Genomic DNA, 17,080 nt, shown 5'->3' on the forward strand with positions numbered 1-17,080 from the left:
TCCACCGGTGCTATGCCGGCGCGCCCTCTGCCTCCTTTTCGAGATCCTCAATTGCCTCGACGGCATTTTCAAGCCCGGGATTGACCTCGAGCGCCCGCTTGAAGCTTACCAGAGCGTCTTCGTCGAAACCCAGCCGGCGCTGAATGATCGCAAGTCCGGAAAGGGCGCCCCAGTGGCGCGGTTCAAGCGCGAGCGTCCGCTCGATGTCAACGAGCGACTTGCCGAAATCTTCGCGCATGTAATGAACGGTTGCCCGCCGGTTCCATCCCTCTGCGAAGGACGGCTTCAGCACGACGACGACGTCGAGAAGATCGAGCGCCAGGGCGTGATCGTCAGCCTGGATCGCCTTGCCCGCGCGCGACATCAGGATATCGACCGTATCGCTGCCCGATTCCATCCAGATCATCTGGATCTCCCGCGCGGCGCGCTCCGCGGCGGATGGTTCGTCGGATTGGGCCAGATCATCGAACAACTGGTCCAGCCGGGACTTTTCTTCCTCCGGGTCGGTTTCTTCGACGACGACCTGGCCACCGGTATCAGGCAGATCCTCGGGCATGGGATTGAAGTCTTCCGCAGAAGGCGGGTCAACCTCGGGGCCGAGATCCGGGACCGGCTGCGCTCCGGCAAGGAGCGGCACCATGGAGAACAGGCATGTAAACACAAAAATCCGCATCCAACGATTATGGGTCGTTGAATGCGGCGGTCAATCCGGGAATTTGACACTTCTTCGTGCGCGCCACCTTTTCGGTGTCCGAAGCCGCAACCGTCAGTCGATTAAGGGCTTCGATCGTCAGGAGTTTTCAACGCTCCCGGGACGCGTGCGAAATACGGGACTTAGCCCTGACGCGCCTTGAAGCGCGGATTTTTCTTGTTGATGATGTAAACGCGGCCTTTGCGGCGCACCATGCGGTTGTCCCGATGACGGGTCATCAACGCCTTGAGCGAGTTCTTGATCTTCATGTCACTGTCCCCTTTCGGGGTCCCGTTACTTTAAACCAAATGAGCGCCTGAGGCGCTCACGTTCCAGTCGGTTGCCTTTGAGCGAAGCGCAGATCCTGCGCCGATCTCCGGATCAACCCGCGCGTCTTGAAACCCTCAATCAGCGCAATAATGGTGGGCGTGACAGGGATTGAACCTGTGACCCCTTCGATGTCAACGAAGTGCTCTCCCGCTGAGCTACACGCCCGAATTTCTCGGTAGTCCGGCACCGCTGTGCCGTAGTGGGGTGCGATATAACGGGGATCGGCATTCAGCGCAACCCTGTTCTTCATCGAACCGTCAAATTTTCCCTGTCCCGAGCGCCCGTCTGAAACGCGATGCGTCACGCCGCCAGCATACGCTCCACTTCCTGAACAAGATCCTTCAGATGGAAGGGCTTGGACAGGACCTTCGCATCCTTGGGGGCATCGGATTCGGGATTGAGCGCGACCGCAGCAAATCCGGTTATGAACATGACTTTGAGATCGGGGTCCAGCTCTGTTGCCCGCCGCGCAAGTTCGATCCCGTCCATCTCCGGCATGACGATATCGGTCAGCAGCAGGGAAAACGGTTCTTCGCGCAATCTTTCATATGCGCTCCTGCCGTTATCGAAAGAAACGACATCATGCCCGGCGTTTTCCAGCGCTTTTGCAAGAAACCGGCGCATATCATTGTCATCTTCAGCAAGCAGGATACGCGACATTGTAAACAACCATTGCTCAATTTTCGATTTGGCGGCATCGGGGTCCGGCCTTTTGCCGGTTATAGCCCGAATTCCACAGAATGATAGGGAGAAATAGTTCTTCAAAGCTTTTGATCAGCCGACTGTGGACTGTGTGTTGATTCCTTGGCACCATAGACAAAGGTAGTTGAAAGTGATCGGAGTGGCTTTGCCCGAAGGTAAAACAACAGGACGGACAATTTGACGGACGATATGCAGCCCCCGTTCAAAGCGCCATTCGTAGCCGACTTTAACGGCTTGCCAGCATTTGATGTCCTTTGTCCTGCCGATCAACGGGTACCCTACGTATTCAACTCGCCTCATTCCGGCCGGCAGTACTCGCAGCAGTTTCTGGCCTCCTCACGCCTGGACGAGAGCGCGATCCGGCGGTCAGAAGACGCCTTCGTGGATGATCTGTTCGCGCATGTCATTCCGCTTGGCGCGCCGCTGTTGCGCGCGCATTTCCCGCGCGCCTATCTGGATGTGAACCGGGAACCGTACGAGCTCGATCCCAAGATGTTCGACGGCAGGTTGCCCTCTTATGCCAATATCCGCTCGATCCGGGTCGCCGGCGGACTGGGAACCGTTGCCCGCATCGTCAGCGAGAACCACGAGATCTATCGGCACAGGCTGCCGGTCGAAGAGGCTCTGAACCGGATCGAAGAAATCTACAAGCCCTATCATTCGACCTTGCGCCGCCTGCTTGCGCAAACGCATGTCACGTTCGGGTATGCCGTCCTGATCGACTGTCACTCCATGCCCTCCAGCGTCAAATGCCAGGCAACCGACGTGCGCCCCGACTTCATTCTGGGGGACCGGTACGGCACGAGCTGCAACAGCGAACTGACCGAGTATGCGTGCTCAATTCTGCGGGGCATGGGATACAGCGTCAGCCGCAACAAGCCCTATGCCGGCGGCTTCATTACCGAGCACTATGGCCGGCCGGCCAGCGGGCTGCACGCGCTGCAGATCGAAATCAATCGCGGCCTCTACATGAACGAGGCAACGCACGAGCGCTCGCCCGGTTTCGACGACCTGTTTCACAATCTGAAGCAATTCGCACAGGAACTGATCGCGATGCCGGATGCCGCACTGCCTGCGGATTCCATTGCCGCCGAATAACTGTTCCTCAACCGCAAAAAAAGAGGCCGCACTCTTTCGAGGCGGCCCGAGTCTAGGGAGGAAACGCCCAAGGAGGGCGATGCGATAAAAGATATCGCACTGCAATAAAATCGCATTGCAGTGCACAAAGGTCAAGTCGGAAATAGGTAGTATCCTGTACAAACTATAGGCAAAAAACCCTGATTTTGAGATTCAATTTTCAGCACAAGAGATTATACAAGCGGCAAATCGAGTGATATTCGATGCGCGTGCTGAGGGTCCGTCAGGAAAATCCAATGAATGAAACCGTCACAAGCTCCAACAGGTTTGCGCCCTTTCTGGAGGACCTTGCAGAGGCCTCCACGGCGGCAATCATGCCGTATTTCCGCCAAGGCTTCGATGTCGACAACAAGCTCGACACCGGTTTCGACCCCGTCACGATCGCCGACCGCGATGGCGAGACCGCGATGCGTGCCCTGATCAACAGCACCTTTCCCGATCACGGCATACTCGGCGAGGAGCACGGGCCGGAAAAGCTGGATGCGGACCATGTGTGGGTCCTCGACCCGATCGACGGCACACGGGCGTTCATCACCGGTCTGCCCACATGGGGAACCTTGATCGGACTTCGGACTGCCGGGACACCAAGTCTCGGCATGATGGTGCAACCCTTTATCGGCGAGCGCTTCGCCGGAGACTGCCGCCAGGCGTGGTACCGCGGTCCGCAGGGAACCAGGACGCTCAGCGCCCGGCGCTGCAGCCGCCTTGAGGATGCATCCATTTTCACGACAACGCCGGTTCTTTTCACCGAAACGGAGCGCGCGGCCTTCGACCGCATCGAAGCCTCGGCGCGCCTGTCCCGGTATGGAACGGACTGCTACGCCTATTGCATGGTAGCCGCGGGACATGGGGACGCAGTGATCGAATCCGGCCTTCAGGCCTATGACATTGTCGCACTTGTGCCGATCATCGAAGGCGCCGGCGGTGTCGTCACGACCTGGACGGGCGGTTCACCGTCCGAAGGCGGCCGGATACTTGCCAGCGGAGACCCGCGTCTCCATGACAGGCTTCTGAAAGAGCTTTCGCAGGTGTGATTAAGGGTACGTACCCTAGGGTACGGACCCTAGGCTTGGCTGACCTCGGCCAAACCCGGCTTGTTGGAATCGCGCACGACCGTGGCAGTCGACTTCAGGCGGGCTTCAGCCAGTTCCTGCTCCGCTTCGAAACCGGGAATGAAGGCATCGAAGGCCGCCCAGAACTGGTCGCGGTAGACATCGCGTTCCATCATGATCTCATGGGCGGCGCCGGGTATCTCCACATAAGCGGCCGACCGGGTGCGTGCAACGAAGTCCTCGATGATCGGTGTTGAGACGATCCGGTCCTCTCCGGCGCCGAGCATCAGGCAGGGCAGCTTGATCCCGGGACCGGCGGTGCGCTTGCGAAGCGGCATCATCGTACGCGCGGCGGCATTCAGCCACCCGAAGGTCGCTGACCCGATCCCGAGTTCCGGCGCCTTGTCCAGAACCTTCCTGCACCGTTCGAAACGCGTCCGGTCCGATGTCTGGCGGTTCTTATCAAACGGCACCATGAGCTTGCTGTTGCCCCCCGGCACATAGAGCCGGCCGAGGCCGATGATCGACATCAGGCGCGCCAGCGGGTACCCGACCTTCTCCACGATGGCCGACGTCTTCGGAGCGCTTGCCCGCAGAGGAGGCTTGCCCAGAAGCCCTAAGGTGACGATCCGCATGAACCGGCGGTACGACTCGCCGATCCCCAGAGCGTGGCTGCCTGACGGCAGACCGAGCAGGGGGCTCGTGATCACCGCGCGGTCCAGCATCGTGCGAAGACGCACCGTATCGCTTAGCAGGACAAGGCCGCCGGTGGAATGCGCAAGGGCGAAATGCGGGCCGGCATAGTGGGCAAGGGAAACTTCCTTGAGGATCGTGCGCAGATCCGTCCGGAACTTGCGGAAGTTTGAAATATGCCCCCGCCGCGCACTGCGTGTCACGCGCTGGGAACCGCCCTGCCCGCGCCAGTCGAAGGCAACCACGTCGAAGCCGCGTTTGCGCAGATCCTCGACCACCTCGAAATACTTCTCAATGAACTCCGCACGCCCCTGCAGAAGCGTCACGGTTCCGCGCCGGTGCTCTCCCGTTCCGGCCCAGTGCGCATAGCGGATGCGGACACCGTCGGGCGTGGTCGCAAATCCGGCTTTGGCCCCGTCGGGTACGGGATTGTCGGGGTGATCGATCAGGTCCATGGTTCTTTGTGATACCCGCCTTCACGCGGCCCGACAACAGACTTCGGGCCGGTGCATTTAAGCACCGGCCGGAAAGTCGCCTTTTACCTCGGCAAATCCTACCAGCGGTATTGCCAGTAGACGCCATGGCCGATCGGGCGGCTGCGCACGATATGTGCATTGCGCGAATCAACGACAAGTCTCATGGGCATGCCGCGCCATCCGACCGCCTTGACGATATACATCGGCCCGCGGCGGTCGATGATCCGGATCCGGTGAAATCCGCGATGGCGCAGGCTGCGGCGGATCTGGCGCGGCCCGAGGGAATAGTGCCCTCCGCCATGTCCGCCCTGCCAGCCGTGGCCTCTTCCCTTGTGCTTGCCGTAACCCTTTTTCTTGTGATGGATCTGGATGACGGGCGCATCCTGCGAGGACTGGATCTGTTTCGCGGCGGAGAGCGGCGACGCAGCCGCTGCAGGTGCAAAACCGATTGTTGCCAGCAGGATGGCTCCGGCGATCGGAGCGGAAAGTTTTGAAGCAATCGATGACATTTCAATTCTCCTGGTCTGATCGCCAGCGTTTTGCTGACGTTGACCGGAAGATGCACGATCCAGCTTGAACCAAACCGGAAGGGACCGTTCATCGGGCGTTCATGTCGCACGCCGGTCACCGATCCGCGGCCTTGAAATCGAACCGGGCAATTCCCACCTCAACCGTGCAGGCGCCAAACGGGTCTGCAATCACCTCCCGTCCCGCCACCATGGGGGACAGGAAAACATGAAAATCAGTGAAGTATCTGTTGCTCAAAGGAGGACACTTTAATGCGTCACTTGGACTTCTCCCCCCTTTACCGCTCTACCGTCGGCTTTGACCGGCTTTTCTCGATGCTGGACACCGCCGGCAACGACACCCCGAGCTACCCGCCCTACAACATCGAACGCACCGGCGAGAACGCTTACCGGATTACGATGGCCGTGGCCGGCTTTACCGACGCTGAACTTTCCGTCGAAGCCAAGGAACACGTCCTGACGATCAAGGGCGAAAAGACCGACGAGGATTCCGACAAGGAAATCCTGTATCGCGGCATCGCCTCGCGCACGTTCGAGCGCCGTTTCCAGATCGCCGAGCACGTTCGTGTCGATGGCGCGAGCCTCGAAAACGGACTTCTGCATGTTGATCTCGTACGTGAGATCCCGGAAGCCATGAAACCGCGCAAGATCGAGATTTCATCCGGCGCGTCGAAGCAGATCGAAGCCAAGACCCACTAAGGTTCGGGTCTGCATCGAACTGCAGGAAAGTCGGGCGTCCGGGAAACCGGACGCCCTTGATACATGTGGCCGATCAAATACCGCCGCTCAGACTGTCCCGGCGAGCGTTTCCAGGAACGTTTTCACGTCCTCTTCTGAAGTTGCAAAGCTGGTCACCATTCTGAAACACACTTCGTCTGCTGCCGGGGCCACGTTATCCGACAGCTCATTGGCCGGCCATTCGTAGATATTCGCGCCGGCATCCCTGAGCGTTTCGAACCGGGTGCGTTTGACGATCGGGAACAGCTCGTTGGCTTCAACGCCCCATGCCGTCCGCCCGCCGAGTGCCCTGATCCCCTCTGCCAGTTTCAAGGCCATGGCGTTGGCGTGCCGCGCCGTATCCAGCCAGCTGTCATTTTCGAAATAGCCTTCGAACTGGGCCGCAACGAACCGGCTCTTGGAAAAGAGGTGTCCGGCGCGCTTCCGGAAGTATTCGAACTCCCTGGCCTGCTCCGGGTCAAAAAAGACAACCGCCTCGGCACACCAGCACCCGTTCTTCGTACCTCCGAAGGACAGGACATCGACACCGGCCTTCCAGGTCATCTCCGCCGGCGTGCATCCAAGCGTGACAAGCGCGTTGGTGAAGCGTGCACCGTCCATGTGCAGCGGGAGCGACCGGGACCGGGCAGCCTCCGCAATCGCGCCGATCTCGCCGACCGTGTAAACCGTGCCGCTCTCCGTGGCCTGACTGATGGAGACCGAGGCGACTTGGCCATGCATCACCACCCCGTCCGGAAACCTTGACATCGCAATCGTCAGATCGTCCGGCGCAATCTTGCATCCTCCGCCGGGAAGGCCGACGAGCTTGTTGCCGCTCGTCATGAATTCCGGGCAGTTGCACTCGTCTATGTTGATATGGCTGTCGCGATGACAGAAGACCGCACCGCCCGGTCTGCCGAACGTGGCAAGGGCAAGCGCATTTGCGGCTGTGCCGGTCGCCACGAAGTAGACCGCCACCTCACGCTCGAAAATGTCGTTGAAGGACTGGTTGACGCTCGCCGTCAGCGGATCTGCGCCATAGCCGGGCGCAAACCCGGAACTGTGGCGGGCCAGCGCCGACATCACCGCCGGAGCCGCACCCGCCCAATTGTCGCTAGCAAAATTCATGTGCCGGTTTAAGCAGGTCGGATTTCAACCGGCAACAGGATTTTCTCAGTAGTACATTTCCCGCTTGCGGTAGATACGCCCGAACAGCCAGTCGAGCGAGATAACGCCCGGTCCCTTCAGCGTCGGCACCAGCAGCAGGAAGATCCAAAGCAGGCGGTCATCGGCAATCTTGGAATAGGGGTCGCCGTCGAACATCGCTCCGATGGTCGCCGCATCCACGCCATGCCCGTTGATGTCCACATAGGTCATCACGATGATGAAGACGATCATGCCGAGGCTGGCGGCTCTCGTGAACAGGCCGACTACGACCAGTGCGGGCAGGATGAATTCCGCCCAGGTGCCCAGGAGGACAATCAGTCCGTAGGGAAAGAAGGCGATCCCGCTGGAGTCGTATCCGGCCGCTTCGAAGACAGTCGGCAGGATCTGGATATAGGCACCATCCGTCGGCACGAACAGGTTGGTAAGGCTCCAGTCGGCACCGCCGATCTTTGTCATCGCGGATTTCCAGAAAAACAGCAGCAGCACCGATGCAAAGGCCAGACGCGCCGCCAGACCCAGAAGCCATCCATTTGTGATGCGTTCAAAAAAGCCGAACACGGCCGTGTACAATCTGACAAAAAATCCGATGAGAGCGCCCATAAAGTCCCCCTTCCCTTTCCATACGACAACCTCAGGCTCTTGTCTGGTTTAAGCCTTTACGAGAGTTGTGAAAACACCATTTGCAAGACAATCCGACAGGGTGTCGGACAGTGAGAAGTCTTCGGCATGCCCGCTTGCCGCGGCTGCGGCGTCCGCAAGCGTGGCCCCGCCGAAAAGCGCGGTCACGAATATGTCGCCGCCGGGGCGGAGCAGCAGCAGCTCGACCTCGACATCCGGACGCGTGATCAAGACAGACTGCGGTGATTCGAGATCGATTGCGATGTCGGCGTCCGGATCGAACCTGTTCGCGCGTATCAGGTCCCAGACCGGCCACGACGATCGCAGAACCGAGGACGCCGGATGCTTGCCGAAACGCACCTGCCCGACGTCATCGGGTGCAATCGTCCCGATCTCGTTCGGATCGAGCGGTGCCGCGTCTTCCGCGTGATACGCTTCGAGCCAGGCCCATTCGGCCTGCGCCACGTCCGCGAGATAGGGATAGGCCTGCAGCGGCGGAAATCGTTCGATGAAACCGGCGAAGTCCGCGCCATACCACATCAGCACCGGGGTTTGAGGCGGGTGTTCGGCGACGAAGGCCCGCGCCAGCGCCTTGAAATAATCTGCGCCGAGCAGGTTTCCGACCGCCGGAAACGACTGTTCGAGGGCTTCGCTCAAGCTGACGATGACGTTGTTCCGGTAGACATTGAACCGTTTCGGCGCGGTCTTCCCGTCCGGTCCGACTAGGCCTGCCGGCGTTTCAGCGGCCGGATCCCACAGCGCTTCGCCGAATCGGCCGGCACTCACCTTGGGAGGAAACTCGGGGGCATTCATTTCAGACCGCACGTTTCAGGGCCGTGGCCGGTGCACCGCTCAGGATCGCATCGGCCGCTTGCGCCTCGGCCTGCAGGACCTCCCACGCCGGAACGTCGTTGTCCCACTCGATCAGGGTCGGTATCGGACCGTTTTGACGTATCACCGTCTCGTAAAGTGCCCAGACGGCGTCATCGACTTCCCGGTCATGCGCATCGATCAGCAGGGGGCGCCCCGCATCATCGGTATCCGGCGCGTGGCCGCCCAGATGGATCTCGCCGACGTCGCCGATGGGAAACGCCGCAAGGTAATCCTCGGCCGATCTTTCGTGATTGGTGCACGAAACATGGACGTTGTTGACATCCAGCAGCAGGCCGCAGCCGGACCGGCGCGTGATTTCCTTCAGAAAATCAAGCTCGCTCATCGTGCTTTGCTCGAAGGCAACATAGGTGGACGGGTTTTCGAGAAGCATCTTCCGCCCGACCACGGTCTGCACTTCGTCGATATGATCGCAGACGCGGTCCAGCGTTGCCTGATCGTAGGGCACGGGAAGAAGGTCGTTGAAATAGGTGGTGTCGTGGGTGGACCACGCAAGATGTTCTGAGAAGAGGCCCGGCTCGTATCTCTTGTTGAGGATCGCAAGACGCTCGAGGTGATCCTTGTCCAGTGGCGTTTCGCCGCCGATCGAAAGACCGACGCCGTGCAGGGACAGCGGATATCTTTCACGGATCGTCTCCAGCTGCCGATGCGGCATCCCGCCGGCACCCATGTAGTTTTCCGCGTGAACCTCGAAAAACCCGATATCGGCTTCAGTCCGGAGGATGTCGTTGACATGTTCGGCCTTCAGTCCCGCGCCGGCCCGCGCCGGAATGGCTGCGTCAATGCGGTGTGGACGTTTGTGCTCGGCGAACATGTCTGGCTCCGGGTGGAGAAAAAGCAGTCAGGCAGGCGGCATAACTCCGCCTGCCCGAAGAGGCGGCCGGTCATCCGGCCGCAAATCACGCGGAAATCAGGCTTCCGGCAGGTCGCGGTCCAGCTCGGTCAGCGAACCCTTGCGGCCATCCGGCAGTTCCATGGAGACGCATGTGCCCTTCGGTACGAGGGTCCAGGCATTGCCCTGGTAGTCGACGGTGGACGTGCCTGCGCATGTGGTTCCAGCGCCGGCCTTGCAGTCATTCTGGCCTTTGAGAGACACGCCGTAGCACTTTTCCTTGGCTTGCGCGTGCGCAGGGGCGGTAGCGGAAAGACCGGCGACTGCGGTTGCAACGGCACCAGCGACGATTGCTGCGGACATAGCCTTGTTTTTCATTTCGAACTCCTCTGGTCGAACCAAATCCAATTGGGGCCAACGCGCTCCGGGTGTGGCGCAGGCGCAAGACAGAAATGAGCCTATCGCCGATAAATAGGAAATCAAACGCCTGTGACCGCTTTGAGAGCAGCCTTGGGCGAGATTTTCACAGACGAAATATTCTTACCCAAATTCTGGCGAAAATGGCCTTTCGAGACAATTGGAACTTTTTCGATGAAACAATTATAATGCCGCCCCACAGAAACAGACTTGCTCCCGGCAGCGAAATCTGTCATGTTCCGCGCGCCTAGAATAGGACAGGTATGCTGTCCCAATTAATGCGGCGCCGGCGGTACATGCCAGCTGGCGGGAAAGAAGCAGCAAGTAGGCTGACCGGTCGACGGATCCGGGGAGGATTCGCGGCAAGACGAAACGGGATGTTTCGGCAGCGGCATGTCCGCTGCGTCAATGCGACGGTTTGTTTTGACAGGCCGGCGCGGTAATACATCGACAGAGCCGGGGCATTGAGGCCAGGGTTCGCCGAGCCGCATTCTTGATGGGATGCGACCCGAACGGAACCGGACGCTTCAAACCACGGCAGCACTGGGGTTAACAGTGAGGGCGCACATGACGAGAACAGAGCTGACGACCAGCACAGCCATGCAAGCAGGCAGCGCGGAGATGAAACCCGCCACAGCCGCGACACTTGCCGAACGACTGGGCACGGCCGCCGACAAAGGGCTCTACAATCCGTCGCGCGAACACGATGCCTGCGGTGTCGGGTTCATTGCCCACATGAAGGGCGAGAAATCCCACAAGATCATTTCCGACGGCCTGCAGGTTCTGGAGAACCTGACGCACCGCGGCGCCGTCGGTGCCGACCCGCTCATGGGCGACGGTGCCGGCATGCTCGTTCAGATCCCGCACGCCTTCTTTGCCGCCGAAATGGAAAAGGCCGGAACGCCGCTTCCCGACGCCGGCCACTATGGCGTCGGTTTCATTTTCATGCCGCAGGACGATGCACTGCGCGCCAAGTGCGAGGAAATCGTCGAGCGGGTGATTGCCGCCGAAGGCGAGGACCTCCTCGGCTGGCGCGATGTGCCGGTCGACAACGCGTCCCTGTCCAAAGCGCCCGACATCGCGGCAACCGAGCCCGTCTCCCGCCAGGTCTTCATCAAGCGGGCGCGCAGCGAGGACCAGGACGCCTTCGAACGCCGTCTTTACGTGTTGCGCAAGGTGATCTCCAACACCGTGCGCGCGGAAACCGATGCCGTCAGCAAGGGCTTCTACATCGTTTCCCTGTCCAGCAGGACCATCGTCTACAAGGGCATGTTCCTGGCCTACCAGCTTGGTGCCTATTATGCCGACCTGAAGGACCCGGGCTTCACGTCCGCCCTGGCGCTCGTGCACCAGCGCTTCTCCACGAACACGTTCCCGTCCTGGGACCTGTCGCATCCCTACCGGATGGTTGCCCATAACGGTGAGATCAACACGCTGCGCGGCAACGTCAACTGGATGGCTGCCCGCCAGGCATCCGTTTCGTCCGCGCTCCTGGGCGACGACATCTCCAAGCTGTGGCCGATCTCCTACGAGGGACAGTCCGACACCGCCTGTTTCGACAACGCGCTGGAATTCCTCGTCATGGGCGGGTATTCGCTTGCGCATGCGGCGATGATGCTGATCCCGGAAGCCTGGGCCGGCAACCCGCTCATGGATGACAACCGCCGCGCATTTTACGAGTACCACGCGGCGCTGATGGAACCGTGGGACGGCCCGGCGGCCGTTGCCTTCACCGACGGACAGCAGATCGGTGCGACGCTGGACCGCAATGGCCTGCGTCCGGCCCGCTACATCGTGACGGACGACGACTTCGTGATCATGTCCTCCGAGGTCGGCGTTCTGCCGGTCGAAGAGGAACGGATCGTCCAGAAGTGGCGCCTGCAGCCGGGCAAGATGCTTCTGATCGATCTCGACGAGGGCCGCATCGTCTCGGACGACGAGATCAAGCGTGAGCTGTCGACGGCTAATCCCTACAAGGACTGGCTCCACCGGACGCAGATCGTTCTTGAAGACCTGCCGGGCGTGCGTCAGCGCGCACCTGTTGCCGGCGAGAGCCTGCTCGATCGTCAGCAGGCCTTCGGATACACCCAGGAAGACATCAAGCTTCTGATGACCCCGATGGCGACCGTCGGCCAGGAAGCGATCGGCTCCATGGGAACCGACACGCCGATTTCCGCGCTCTCCGACAAGTCGAAGCTGCTGTACACTTATTTCAAGCAGAACTTCGCCCAGGTCACCAACCCGCCGATCGATCCGATCCGCGAGGAACTGGTCATGAGCCTGGTGTCCTTCATCGGACCGCGCCCGAACATCTTCGACCTGAAGGGCCTGTCCTCGTCCAAGCGCCTGGAAGTCCGTCAGCCGATCCTGACCAACGAGGACCTGGAGAAGATCCGCGCCATCGGCGACATAGCCGACAACCAGTTCTCCGCCAAGACGCTCGACATCACCTACAACGCCGAAAAGGGCGCCAACGGGATGGAAGGCGCGCTGGATGAACTGTGCCAGCGTGCGGAAAAGGCCGTCCGCGACGGCTACAACATCATCATCCTGTCCGACCGCCTGATCAGCCGGTCGCGCATCGCCATTCCGGCGCTGCTGGCAACCGCCGCGGTGCATCATCACCTGATCCGCAAGGGCCTGCGCACCTCCGTCGGGCTGGTAGTCGAGACGGGCGAAGCGCGCGAAGTCCATCACTTTTGCGTCCTCGCCGGTTTCGGTGCCGAGGCGATCAACCCCTATCTCGCCTTCGAGACGCTCCTTTCCATGCACATGGAAATGGACTTCCCGGAAGAAGTGGACCAGTTCGAGGTTGTCGAGCGCTACATCAAGTCGATCGACAAGGGCATCCTGAAGGTGATGTCCAAGATGGGCATCTCGACCTACCAGTCCTATTGCGGCGCGCAGATCTTCGACGCCGTCGGCCTCGGATCGGCTTTCGTCGAAAAGTACTTCTTCGGAACGGCGACCATGATCGAGGGCATCGGTCTTGGCGAAGTTGCCGAAGAGACCGTCCTGCGCCATTCGGAAGCCTTCGGTGATGTCGCCATCCTGCGCCGTTCGCTGGACGTCGGCGGCGAATACGCCTACCGCACACGCGGCGAAAACCACATGTGGACGCCCGAATCCATCGCGCAGCTGCAACATGCCGTGAGGTCGAAGCTGCCCGACATGTACCGGGCGTTCGCACAGGAAGTGAACGAGAAGAGCGGACGCTACGCGATCCGCGGCCTGTTCCGCATCAGGGACGCCGGCGAGATCGGCCGGTCCGCGATCGATATCGATCAGGTGGAATCCGCCGAAAGCATCGTCAAGCGCTTCGTCACCGGCGCTATGTCCTTCGGGTCGATCTCGCGTGAAGCCCATACGACGCTCGCCATCGCCATGAACCAGATCGGCGGCAAGTCGAACACCGGCGAAGGCGGCGAGGAGCCCGAGCGTTTCAACCCGCTCCCGGACGGCTCGCGTAACCCGCGCCGCTCCGCGATCAAGCAGGTGGCGTCCGGACGCTTTGGTGTGACCACCGAGTATCTGGTCAATTCCGACATGATCCAGATCAAGGTCGCCCAGGGCGCGAAGCCCGGCGAAGGCGGCCAGCTGCCCGGTCACAAGGTCGACGCGGTCATTGCCAAGGTCCGTCACTCGACCCCGGGCGTCGGCCTGATCTCTCCGCCACCGCACCATGACATCTATTCCATCGAGGATCTGGCGCAGCTCATCTATGACCTGAAAAACGTCAACCCGGAGGCGGATATCTCCGTCAAGCTGGTGTCGGAAGTCGGTGTCGGAACGGTTGCGGCGGGTGTTGCCAAGGCACGTGCCGACCACATCACCATTTCCGGTTTCGACGGCGGCACGGGTGCCTCTCCGCTCACATCCATCAAGCATGCCGGCAGCCCCTGGGAGATCGGCCTGGCCGAGACCCAGCAGACACTTGTGCTGAACGGCCTGCGCTCGCGCGTCGCCCTCCAGGTTGACGGCGGCCTGCGCACCGGGCGCGACGTGATCGTCGGTGCGCTGCTTGGCGCTGACGAGTTCGGCTTCTCCACGGCCCCGCTGATTGCCGCCGGCTGCCTGATGATGCGCAAGTGCCATCTCAACACCTGCCCGGTCGGCATCGCCACCCAGGACCCCGTGTTGCGCAAGCGTTTCAAGGGAACGCCGGAACATGTGATCAACTACTTCTTCTACGTCGCCGAGGAAGTGCGCGAGATCATGGCAGGCCTCGGTGTCAGCAAGCTGGACGACCTCATCGGCCGCTCGGACTTCCTGGACAAGAATGCGGCCATCGAGCACTGGAAAGCCCAGGGCCTCGACTTCTCGCGGATCTTCTTCCAGCCGGATGCCGAACCGGAAGAAACCCGCTGGACGCAGACCCAGGAACATCCGATCGTCGACATTCTCGACCGGCGCCTGATTGCTGCCGCGCAGCCGGCGCTGGAAAGCAAGGAACCGACCGTCATCGACGAGACCATCTGCTCGGTCGACCGTTCGGTCGGGGCGATGCTGTCCGGCGAGATCGCCAAACGCTATGGCAACAAGGGCCTCAAGAAACCCGACACGCTGAGGATCAATCTGAGGGGAACGGCCGGACAGGCGTTCGGCGCGTTTGTCGCACGGGGTGTCACCATCGATCTGGTCGGCGATGCCAACGACTATGTCGGCAAGGGCCTGGCAGGCGGCAAGCTGATCGTCCGCCCGCCGGAAAACACGCGCATCGTTGCGGAGAACAGCATCATCGTCGGCAACACCGTTCTTTACGGCGCGACCGAAGGCGAGTGCTACTTCCGCGGCGTGGCCGGTGAGCGCTTCGCGGTCCGCAATTCCGGTGCGATCGCCGTCGTCGAAGGCGTCGGTGACCACGGCTGCGAATACATGACCGGCGGCGTAGTCGTGGTGATCGGCCAGACAGGGCGCAACTTTGCGGCCGGCATGTCGGGCGGCATCGCTTACGTTCTCGACGAGGACGGTTCCTTCGGCACGCGCTGCAACCTGGCAATGGTCGATCTCGAGCCGGTCACGGAAGAAGACGACCTTCTGGAAAAGCTGCATCACCATGGCGGCGACATCGAGCACAAGGGGCGCGTCGACCTGTCGTCCGACATGAGCCGGCACGATGACGAGCGCCTGCGCCAGATGCTGACGAAACATGTCGAGCTGACCGGTTCGACCAAGGCAGCCGCAATCCTCGACGACTGGGCGACCTACCGGCCGAAATTCGTCAAGGTGATGCCGGTCGAGTACCGCCGTGCGCTGCGCGAAATGGAAGAACAGCGCCTTGGCATGGTTGCCGCGGAGTAATCGGAAAACGGAAAGAAAGGGCTCTCGGCCGCAGTCAGCGGCCGATAGAAGCCACTTTGGGAAGACGCAAATTTGAGGAGGTTGCCTTGGGCAAGGTTACCGGTTTTTTGGAAATCGATCGTCAGGAGCAGAAGTACCAGCCGGCTTCTGACCGCATCCGCCATTTCCGTGAGTTCACGATCCCGTTGAACGATCAGGAAGTCGCCAGCCAGGCGGCGCGCTGCATGGATTGCGGCATTCCGTTCTGCCACGGCCCCGACGGCTGTCCGGTGAACAACCAGATCCCCGACTGGAACGACCTCGTCTACCAGGGCGACTGGGACATTGCCCTGCGCAACCTCCACTCCACGAACAACTTTCCCGAATTCACCGGCCGCATCTGCCCGGCGCCTTGCGAGGAAGCCTGCACACTCAACCTTGAAGACATCCCGGTCAACATCAAGACCGTCGAGCAGGCGATTGCCGACAAGGGATGGGAAGAAGGCTGGATCGTGCCCGAACCGGCGGCTCGCAAGACCGGCAAGGCCGTTGCGATCATCGGTTCCGGACCCGCCGGCATGGCCGCGGCGCAGCAGCTCGCGCGCGCAGGACACACGGTGCACATCTATGAGCGCGAACCGAGCGCCGGCGGTCTGCTGCGCTACGGCATTCCCGACTTCAAGATGGAAAAGCACTATATCGACCGTCGCGTCGAACAGATGGAAGCCGAAGGCGTCACGTTCCACTACGGCGTGAATGTCGGCGTCGATACCGCGCTGGAAGAACTCGCCGAACGCCACGATGCCGTCATCCTGTGCGCCGGCGCCGAGCGCCCGCGCGACCCGGGCGTCTCCGGTATGGAGCTGGAAGGCTGCCACTGGGCGATGAAGTATCTCGTGCAGCAGAACCGCCGCGTCGGCGGCGAGCCGGAAGGCGACGAGCTGCCGATCTGGGCCGGTGGCAAGCACGTGGTCGTCATCGGCGGCGGCGACACCGCTTCCGACTGCGTCGGCACGGCATTCCGCCAGGGCGCCCTGTCCGTCACCCAGCTCGACATCCGCCCGATCCCGCCGCTCAAGGAAGACAAGATGACGGTCTGGCCCTACTGGCCGACCAAGTTCCGCACGTCGTCCTCGCAGGCGGAAGGCGCCGAGCGCGAATTCTCGGCAGCGACGCTGGCCCTTGTCGGCGAGGATGGTGTCGTCACCGGCGTGAAATGCGCCCGGGTCGATGAAAAGCGCCACCCGATCGAGGGCACCGAATTTATCCTGCGCGCAGATCTCGTGCTCGCGGCAATCGGCTTCTCCGGCCCGCTGCTGGACACCTACATTGCCGAGGCCGGCGACAAGCTCGAACTCGACGGCCGCACCAACGTCAAGGCCAACACGGAAGACTACAAGACCAGCATGGACAAGGTCTTTGCCGCCGGCGACGTGCGCAAGGGGCAGTCACTCGTGGTCTGGGCCATCCGCGAAGGCCGCCAGGCCGCGCGCGCCGTCGACGAGTTCCTGACCGGCACGTCGGATCTGCCGAGATAATCGAAAGGCGTT

At 61.2% G+C, this 17,080-nt stretch carries 15 protein-coding genes and 1 tRNA gene; 5 read left to right on the forward strand and 11 right to left on the reverse strand.

The window, feature by feature from the left end:
* Positions 1–10 precede the first annotated feature (10 nt).
* The 4 genes from ACO07N_RS04300 to cpdR all read right to left on the reverse strand — a co-directional run bounded on the left by ACO07N_RS04300 (position 11) and on the right by cpdR (position 1,681).
* Complete coding sequence (locus ACO07N_RS04300) at positions 11–673, reverse strand: tetratricopeptide repeat protein (protein ID WP_421979839.1); 663 nt, start codon at positions 671–673, stop codon at positions 11–13.
* Between the two features lie 161 nt (positions 674–834).
* Positions 835–960: a type B 50S ribosomal protein L36 gene (gene ykgO, locus ACO07N_RS04305; protein WP_006932207.1), complete on the reverse strand. Its 126-nt coding sequence runs from the start codon at positions 958–960 to the stop codon at positions 835–837.
* A 151-nt stretch (positions 961–1,111) separates the two neighbouring features.
* Positions 1,112–1,186, reverse strand: a tRNA-Val gene (locus ACO07N_RS04310).
* A gap of 135 nt (positions 1,187–1,321) precedes the next feature.
* Positions 1,322–1,681, reverse strand: a complete 360-nt coding sequence (cpdR, locus tag ACO07N_RS04315; RefSeq protein WP_029060655.1) for a cell cycle two-component system response regulator CpdR — start codon at positions 1,679–1,681, stop codon at positions 1,322–1,324.
* A 231-nt stretch (positions 1,682–1,912) separates the two neighbouring features.
* Between cpdR and ACO07N_RS04320 the strand changes: the two genes are divergently transcribed.
* Both ACO07N_RS04320 and hisN read left to right on the forward strand, forming a co-directional pair.
* Positions 1,913–2,821 (forward strand): N-formylglutamate amidohydrolase, encoded by a 909-nt coding sequence (locus tag ACO07N_RS04320; RefSeq protein ID WP_421984376.1) that lies wholly within the window; start codon positions 1,913–1,915, stop codon positions 2,819–2,821.
* A gap of 275 nt (positions 2,822–3,096) precedes the next feature.
* Positions 3,097–3,894 carry a histidinol-phosphatase gene (gene hisN / locus ACO07N_RS04325; protein ID WP_421979840.1) on the forward strand — a complete coding sequence of 266 codons (798 nt, stop codon included), beginning with the start codon at positions 3,097–3,099 and terminating at the stop codon, positions 3,892–3,894.
* 29 nt (positions 3,895–3,923) lie between these two features.
* On the opposite strand, the gene ACO07N_RS04330 is transcribed toward hisN, so the two are convergent.
* Together ACO07N_RS04330 and ACO07N_RS04335 are read right to left on the reverse strand one after the other, a co-directional pair.
* Positions 3,924–5,060 (reverse strand): alpha/beta fold hydrolase, encoded by a 1,137-nt coding sequence (locus ACO07N_RS04330; protein WP_421979841.1) that lies wholly within the window; start codon positions 5,058–5,060, stop codon positions 3,924–3,926.
* Between the two features lie 98 nt (positions 5,061–5,158).
* The gene (locus ACO07N_RS04335; protein ID WP_421979842.1) at positions 5,159–5,590 is read right to left on the reverse strand and encodes a hypothetical protein; all 432 of its coding nucleotides are present in this window, start codon (positions 5,588–5,590) and stop codon (positions 5,159–5,161) included.
* Positions 5,591–5,860: 270 nt separating this feature from the next.
* Here ACO07N_RS04335 and ACO07N_RS04340 point away from each other — a divergent pair, with 270 nt between their 5' ends.
* Complete coding sequence (locus ACO07N_RS04340; protein WP_421979843.1) at positions 5,861–6,307, forward strand: Hsp20 family protein; 447 nt, start codon at positions 5,861–5,863, stop codon at positions 6,305–6,307.
* Between the two features lie 87 nt (positions 6,308–6,394).
* On the opposite strand, the gene ACO07N_RS04345 is transcribed toward ACO07N_RS04340, so the two are convergent.
* From ACO07N_RS04345 to ACO07N_RS04365, 5 genes are all read right to left on the reverse strand, one after another.
* Entirely contained in the window at positions 6,395–7,453 is a 1,059-nt protein-coding gene (locus tag ACO07N_RS04345) for a threonine aldolase family protein (RefSeq protein ID WP_421979844.1), read from the reverse strand.
* Between the two features lie 45 nt (positions 7,454–7,498).
* On the reverse strand, positions 7,499–8,092 hold the full coding sequence (locus ACO07N_RS04350; protein ID WP_421979845.1) for a DoxX family protein: 594 nt from the start codon (positions 8,090–8,092) through the stop codon (positions 7,499–7,501).
* Positions 8,093–8,140: 48 nt separating this feature from the next.
* Complete coding sequence (locus ACO07N_RS04355; RefSeq protein WP_421979846.1) at positions 8,141–8,923, reverse strand: DNA-binding domain-containing protein; 783 nt, start codon at positions 8,921–8,923, stop codon at positions 8,141–8,143.
* Between the two features lies 1 nt (position 8,924).
* On the reverse strand, positions 8,925–9,815 hold the full coding sequence (locus tag ACO07N_RS04360) for a DUF692 domain-containing protein (protein WP_421979847.1): 891 nt from the start codon (positions 9,813–9,815) through the stop codon (positions 8,925–8,927).
* Positions 9,816–9,911: 96 nt separating this feature from the next.
* Positions 9,912–10,211, reverse strand: coding sequence for a DUF2282 domain-containing protein (locus ACO07N_RS04365; RefSeq protein WP_421979848.1), 300 nt, complete (start codon positions 10,209–10,211; stop codon positions 9,912–9,914).
* Positions 10,212–10,871: 660 nt separating this feature from the next.
* Between ACO07N_RS04365 and gltB the strand changes: the two genes are divergently transcribed.
* Both gltB and ACO07N_RS04375 read left to right on the forward strand, forming a co-directional pair.
* The gene (gltB, locus tag ACO07N_RS04370) at positions 10,872–15,551 is read left to right on the forward strand and encodes a glutamate synthase large subunit (RefSeq protein ID WP_421984377.1); all 4,680 of its coding nucleotides are present in this window, start codon (positions 10,872–10,874) and stop codon (positions 15,549–15,551) included.
* 86 nt (positions 15,552–15,637) lie between these two features.
* Complete coding sequence (locus tag ACO07N_RS04375; protein ID WP_421979849.1) at positions 15,638–17,068, forward strand: glutamate synthase subunit beta; 1,431 nt, start codon at positions 15,638–15,640, stop codon at positions 17,066–17,068.
* Positions 17,069–17,080: the final 12 nt, after the last annotated feature.

It is taken from the genome of Roseibium sp. (assembly GCF_965229775.1).
Lineage (GTDB): Bacteria > Pseudomonadota > Alphaproteobacteria > Rhizobiales > Stappiaceae > Roseibium.

What these genes read in the sequence shown, in the direction of transcription:
- ACO07N_RS04300 (WP_421979839.1), bottom strand. Translation starts at nt 673, where the DNA reads ATGCGGATTTTTGTGTTTACATGCCTGTTCTCCATGGTGCCGCTCCTT.
- ykgO (WP_006932207.1), bottom strand. Translation starts at nt 960, where the DNA reads ATGAAGATCAAGAACTCGCTCAAGGCGTTGATGACCCGTCATCGGGAC.
- cpdR (WP_029060655.1), bottom strand. Translation starts at nt 1,681, where the DNA reads ATGTCGCGTATCCTGCTTGCTGAAGATGACAATGATATGCGCCGGTTT.
- ACO07N_RS04320 (WP_421984376.1), top strand. Translation starts at nt 1,913, where the DNA reads ATGCAGCCCCCGTTCAAAGCGCCATTCGTAGCCGACTTTAACGGCTTG.
- hisN (WP_421979840.1), top strand. Translation starts at nt 3,097, where the DNA reads ATGAATGAAACCGTCACAAGCTCCAACAGGTTTGCGCCCTTTCTGGAG.
- ACO07N_RS04330 (WP_421979841.1), bottom strand. Translation starts at nt 5,060, where the DNA reads ATGGACCTGATCGATCACCCCGACAATCCCGTACCCGACGGGGCCAAA.
- ACO07N_RS04335 (WP_421979842.1), bottom strand. Translation starts at nt 5,590, where the DNA reads ATGTCATCGATTGCTTCAAAACTTTCCGCTCCGATCGCCGGAGCCATC.
- ACO07N_RS04340 (WP_421979843.1), top strand. Translation starts at nt 5,861, where the DNA reads ATGCGTCACTTGGACTTCTCCCCCCTTTACCGCTCTACCGTCGGCTTT.
- ACO07N_RS04345 (WP_421979844.1), bottom strand. Translation starts at nt 7,453, where the DNA reads ATGAATTTTGCTAGCGACAATTGGGCGGGTGCGGCTCCGGCGGTGATG.
- ACO07N_RS04350 (WP_421979845.1), bottom strand. Translation starts at nt 8,092, where the DNA reads ATGGGCGCTCTCATCGGATTTTTTGTCAGATTGTACACGGCCGTGTTC.
- ACO07N_RS04355 (WP_421979846.1), bottom strand. Translation starts at nt 8,923, where the DNA reads ATGAATGCCCCCGAGTTTCCTCCCAAGGTGAGTGCCGGCCGATTCGGC.
- ACO07N_RS04360 (WP_421979847.1), bottom strand. Translation starts at nt 9,815, where the DNA reads ATGTTCGCCGAGCACAAACGTCCACACCGCATTGACGCAGCCATTCCG.
- ACO07N_RS04365 (WP_421979848.1), bottom strand. Translation starts at nt 10,211, where the DNA reads ATGAAAAACAAGGCTATGTCCGCAGCAATCGTCGCTGGTGCCGTTGCA.
- gltB (WP_421984377.1), top strand. Translation starts at nt 10,872, where the DNA reads ATGAAACCCGCCACAGCCGCGACACTTGCCGAACGACTGGGCACGGCC.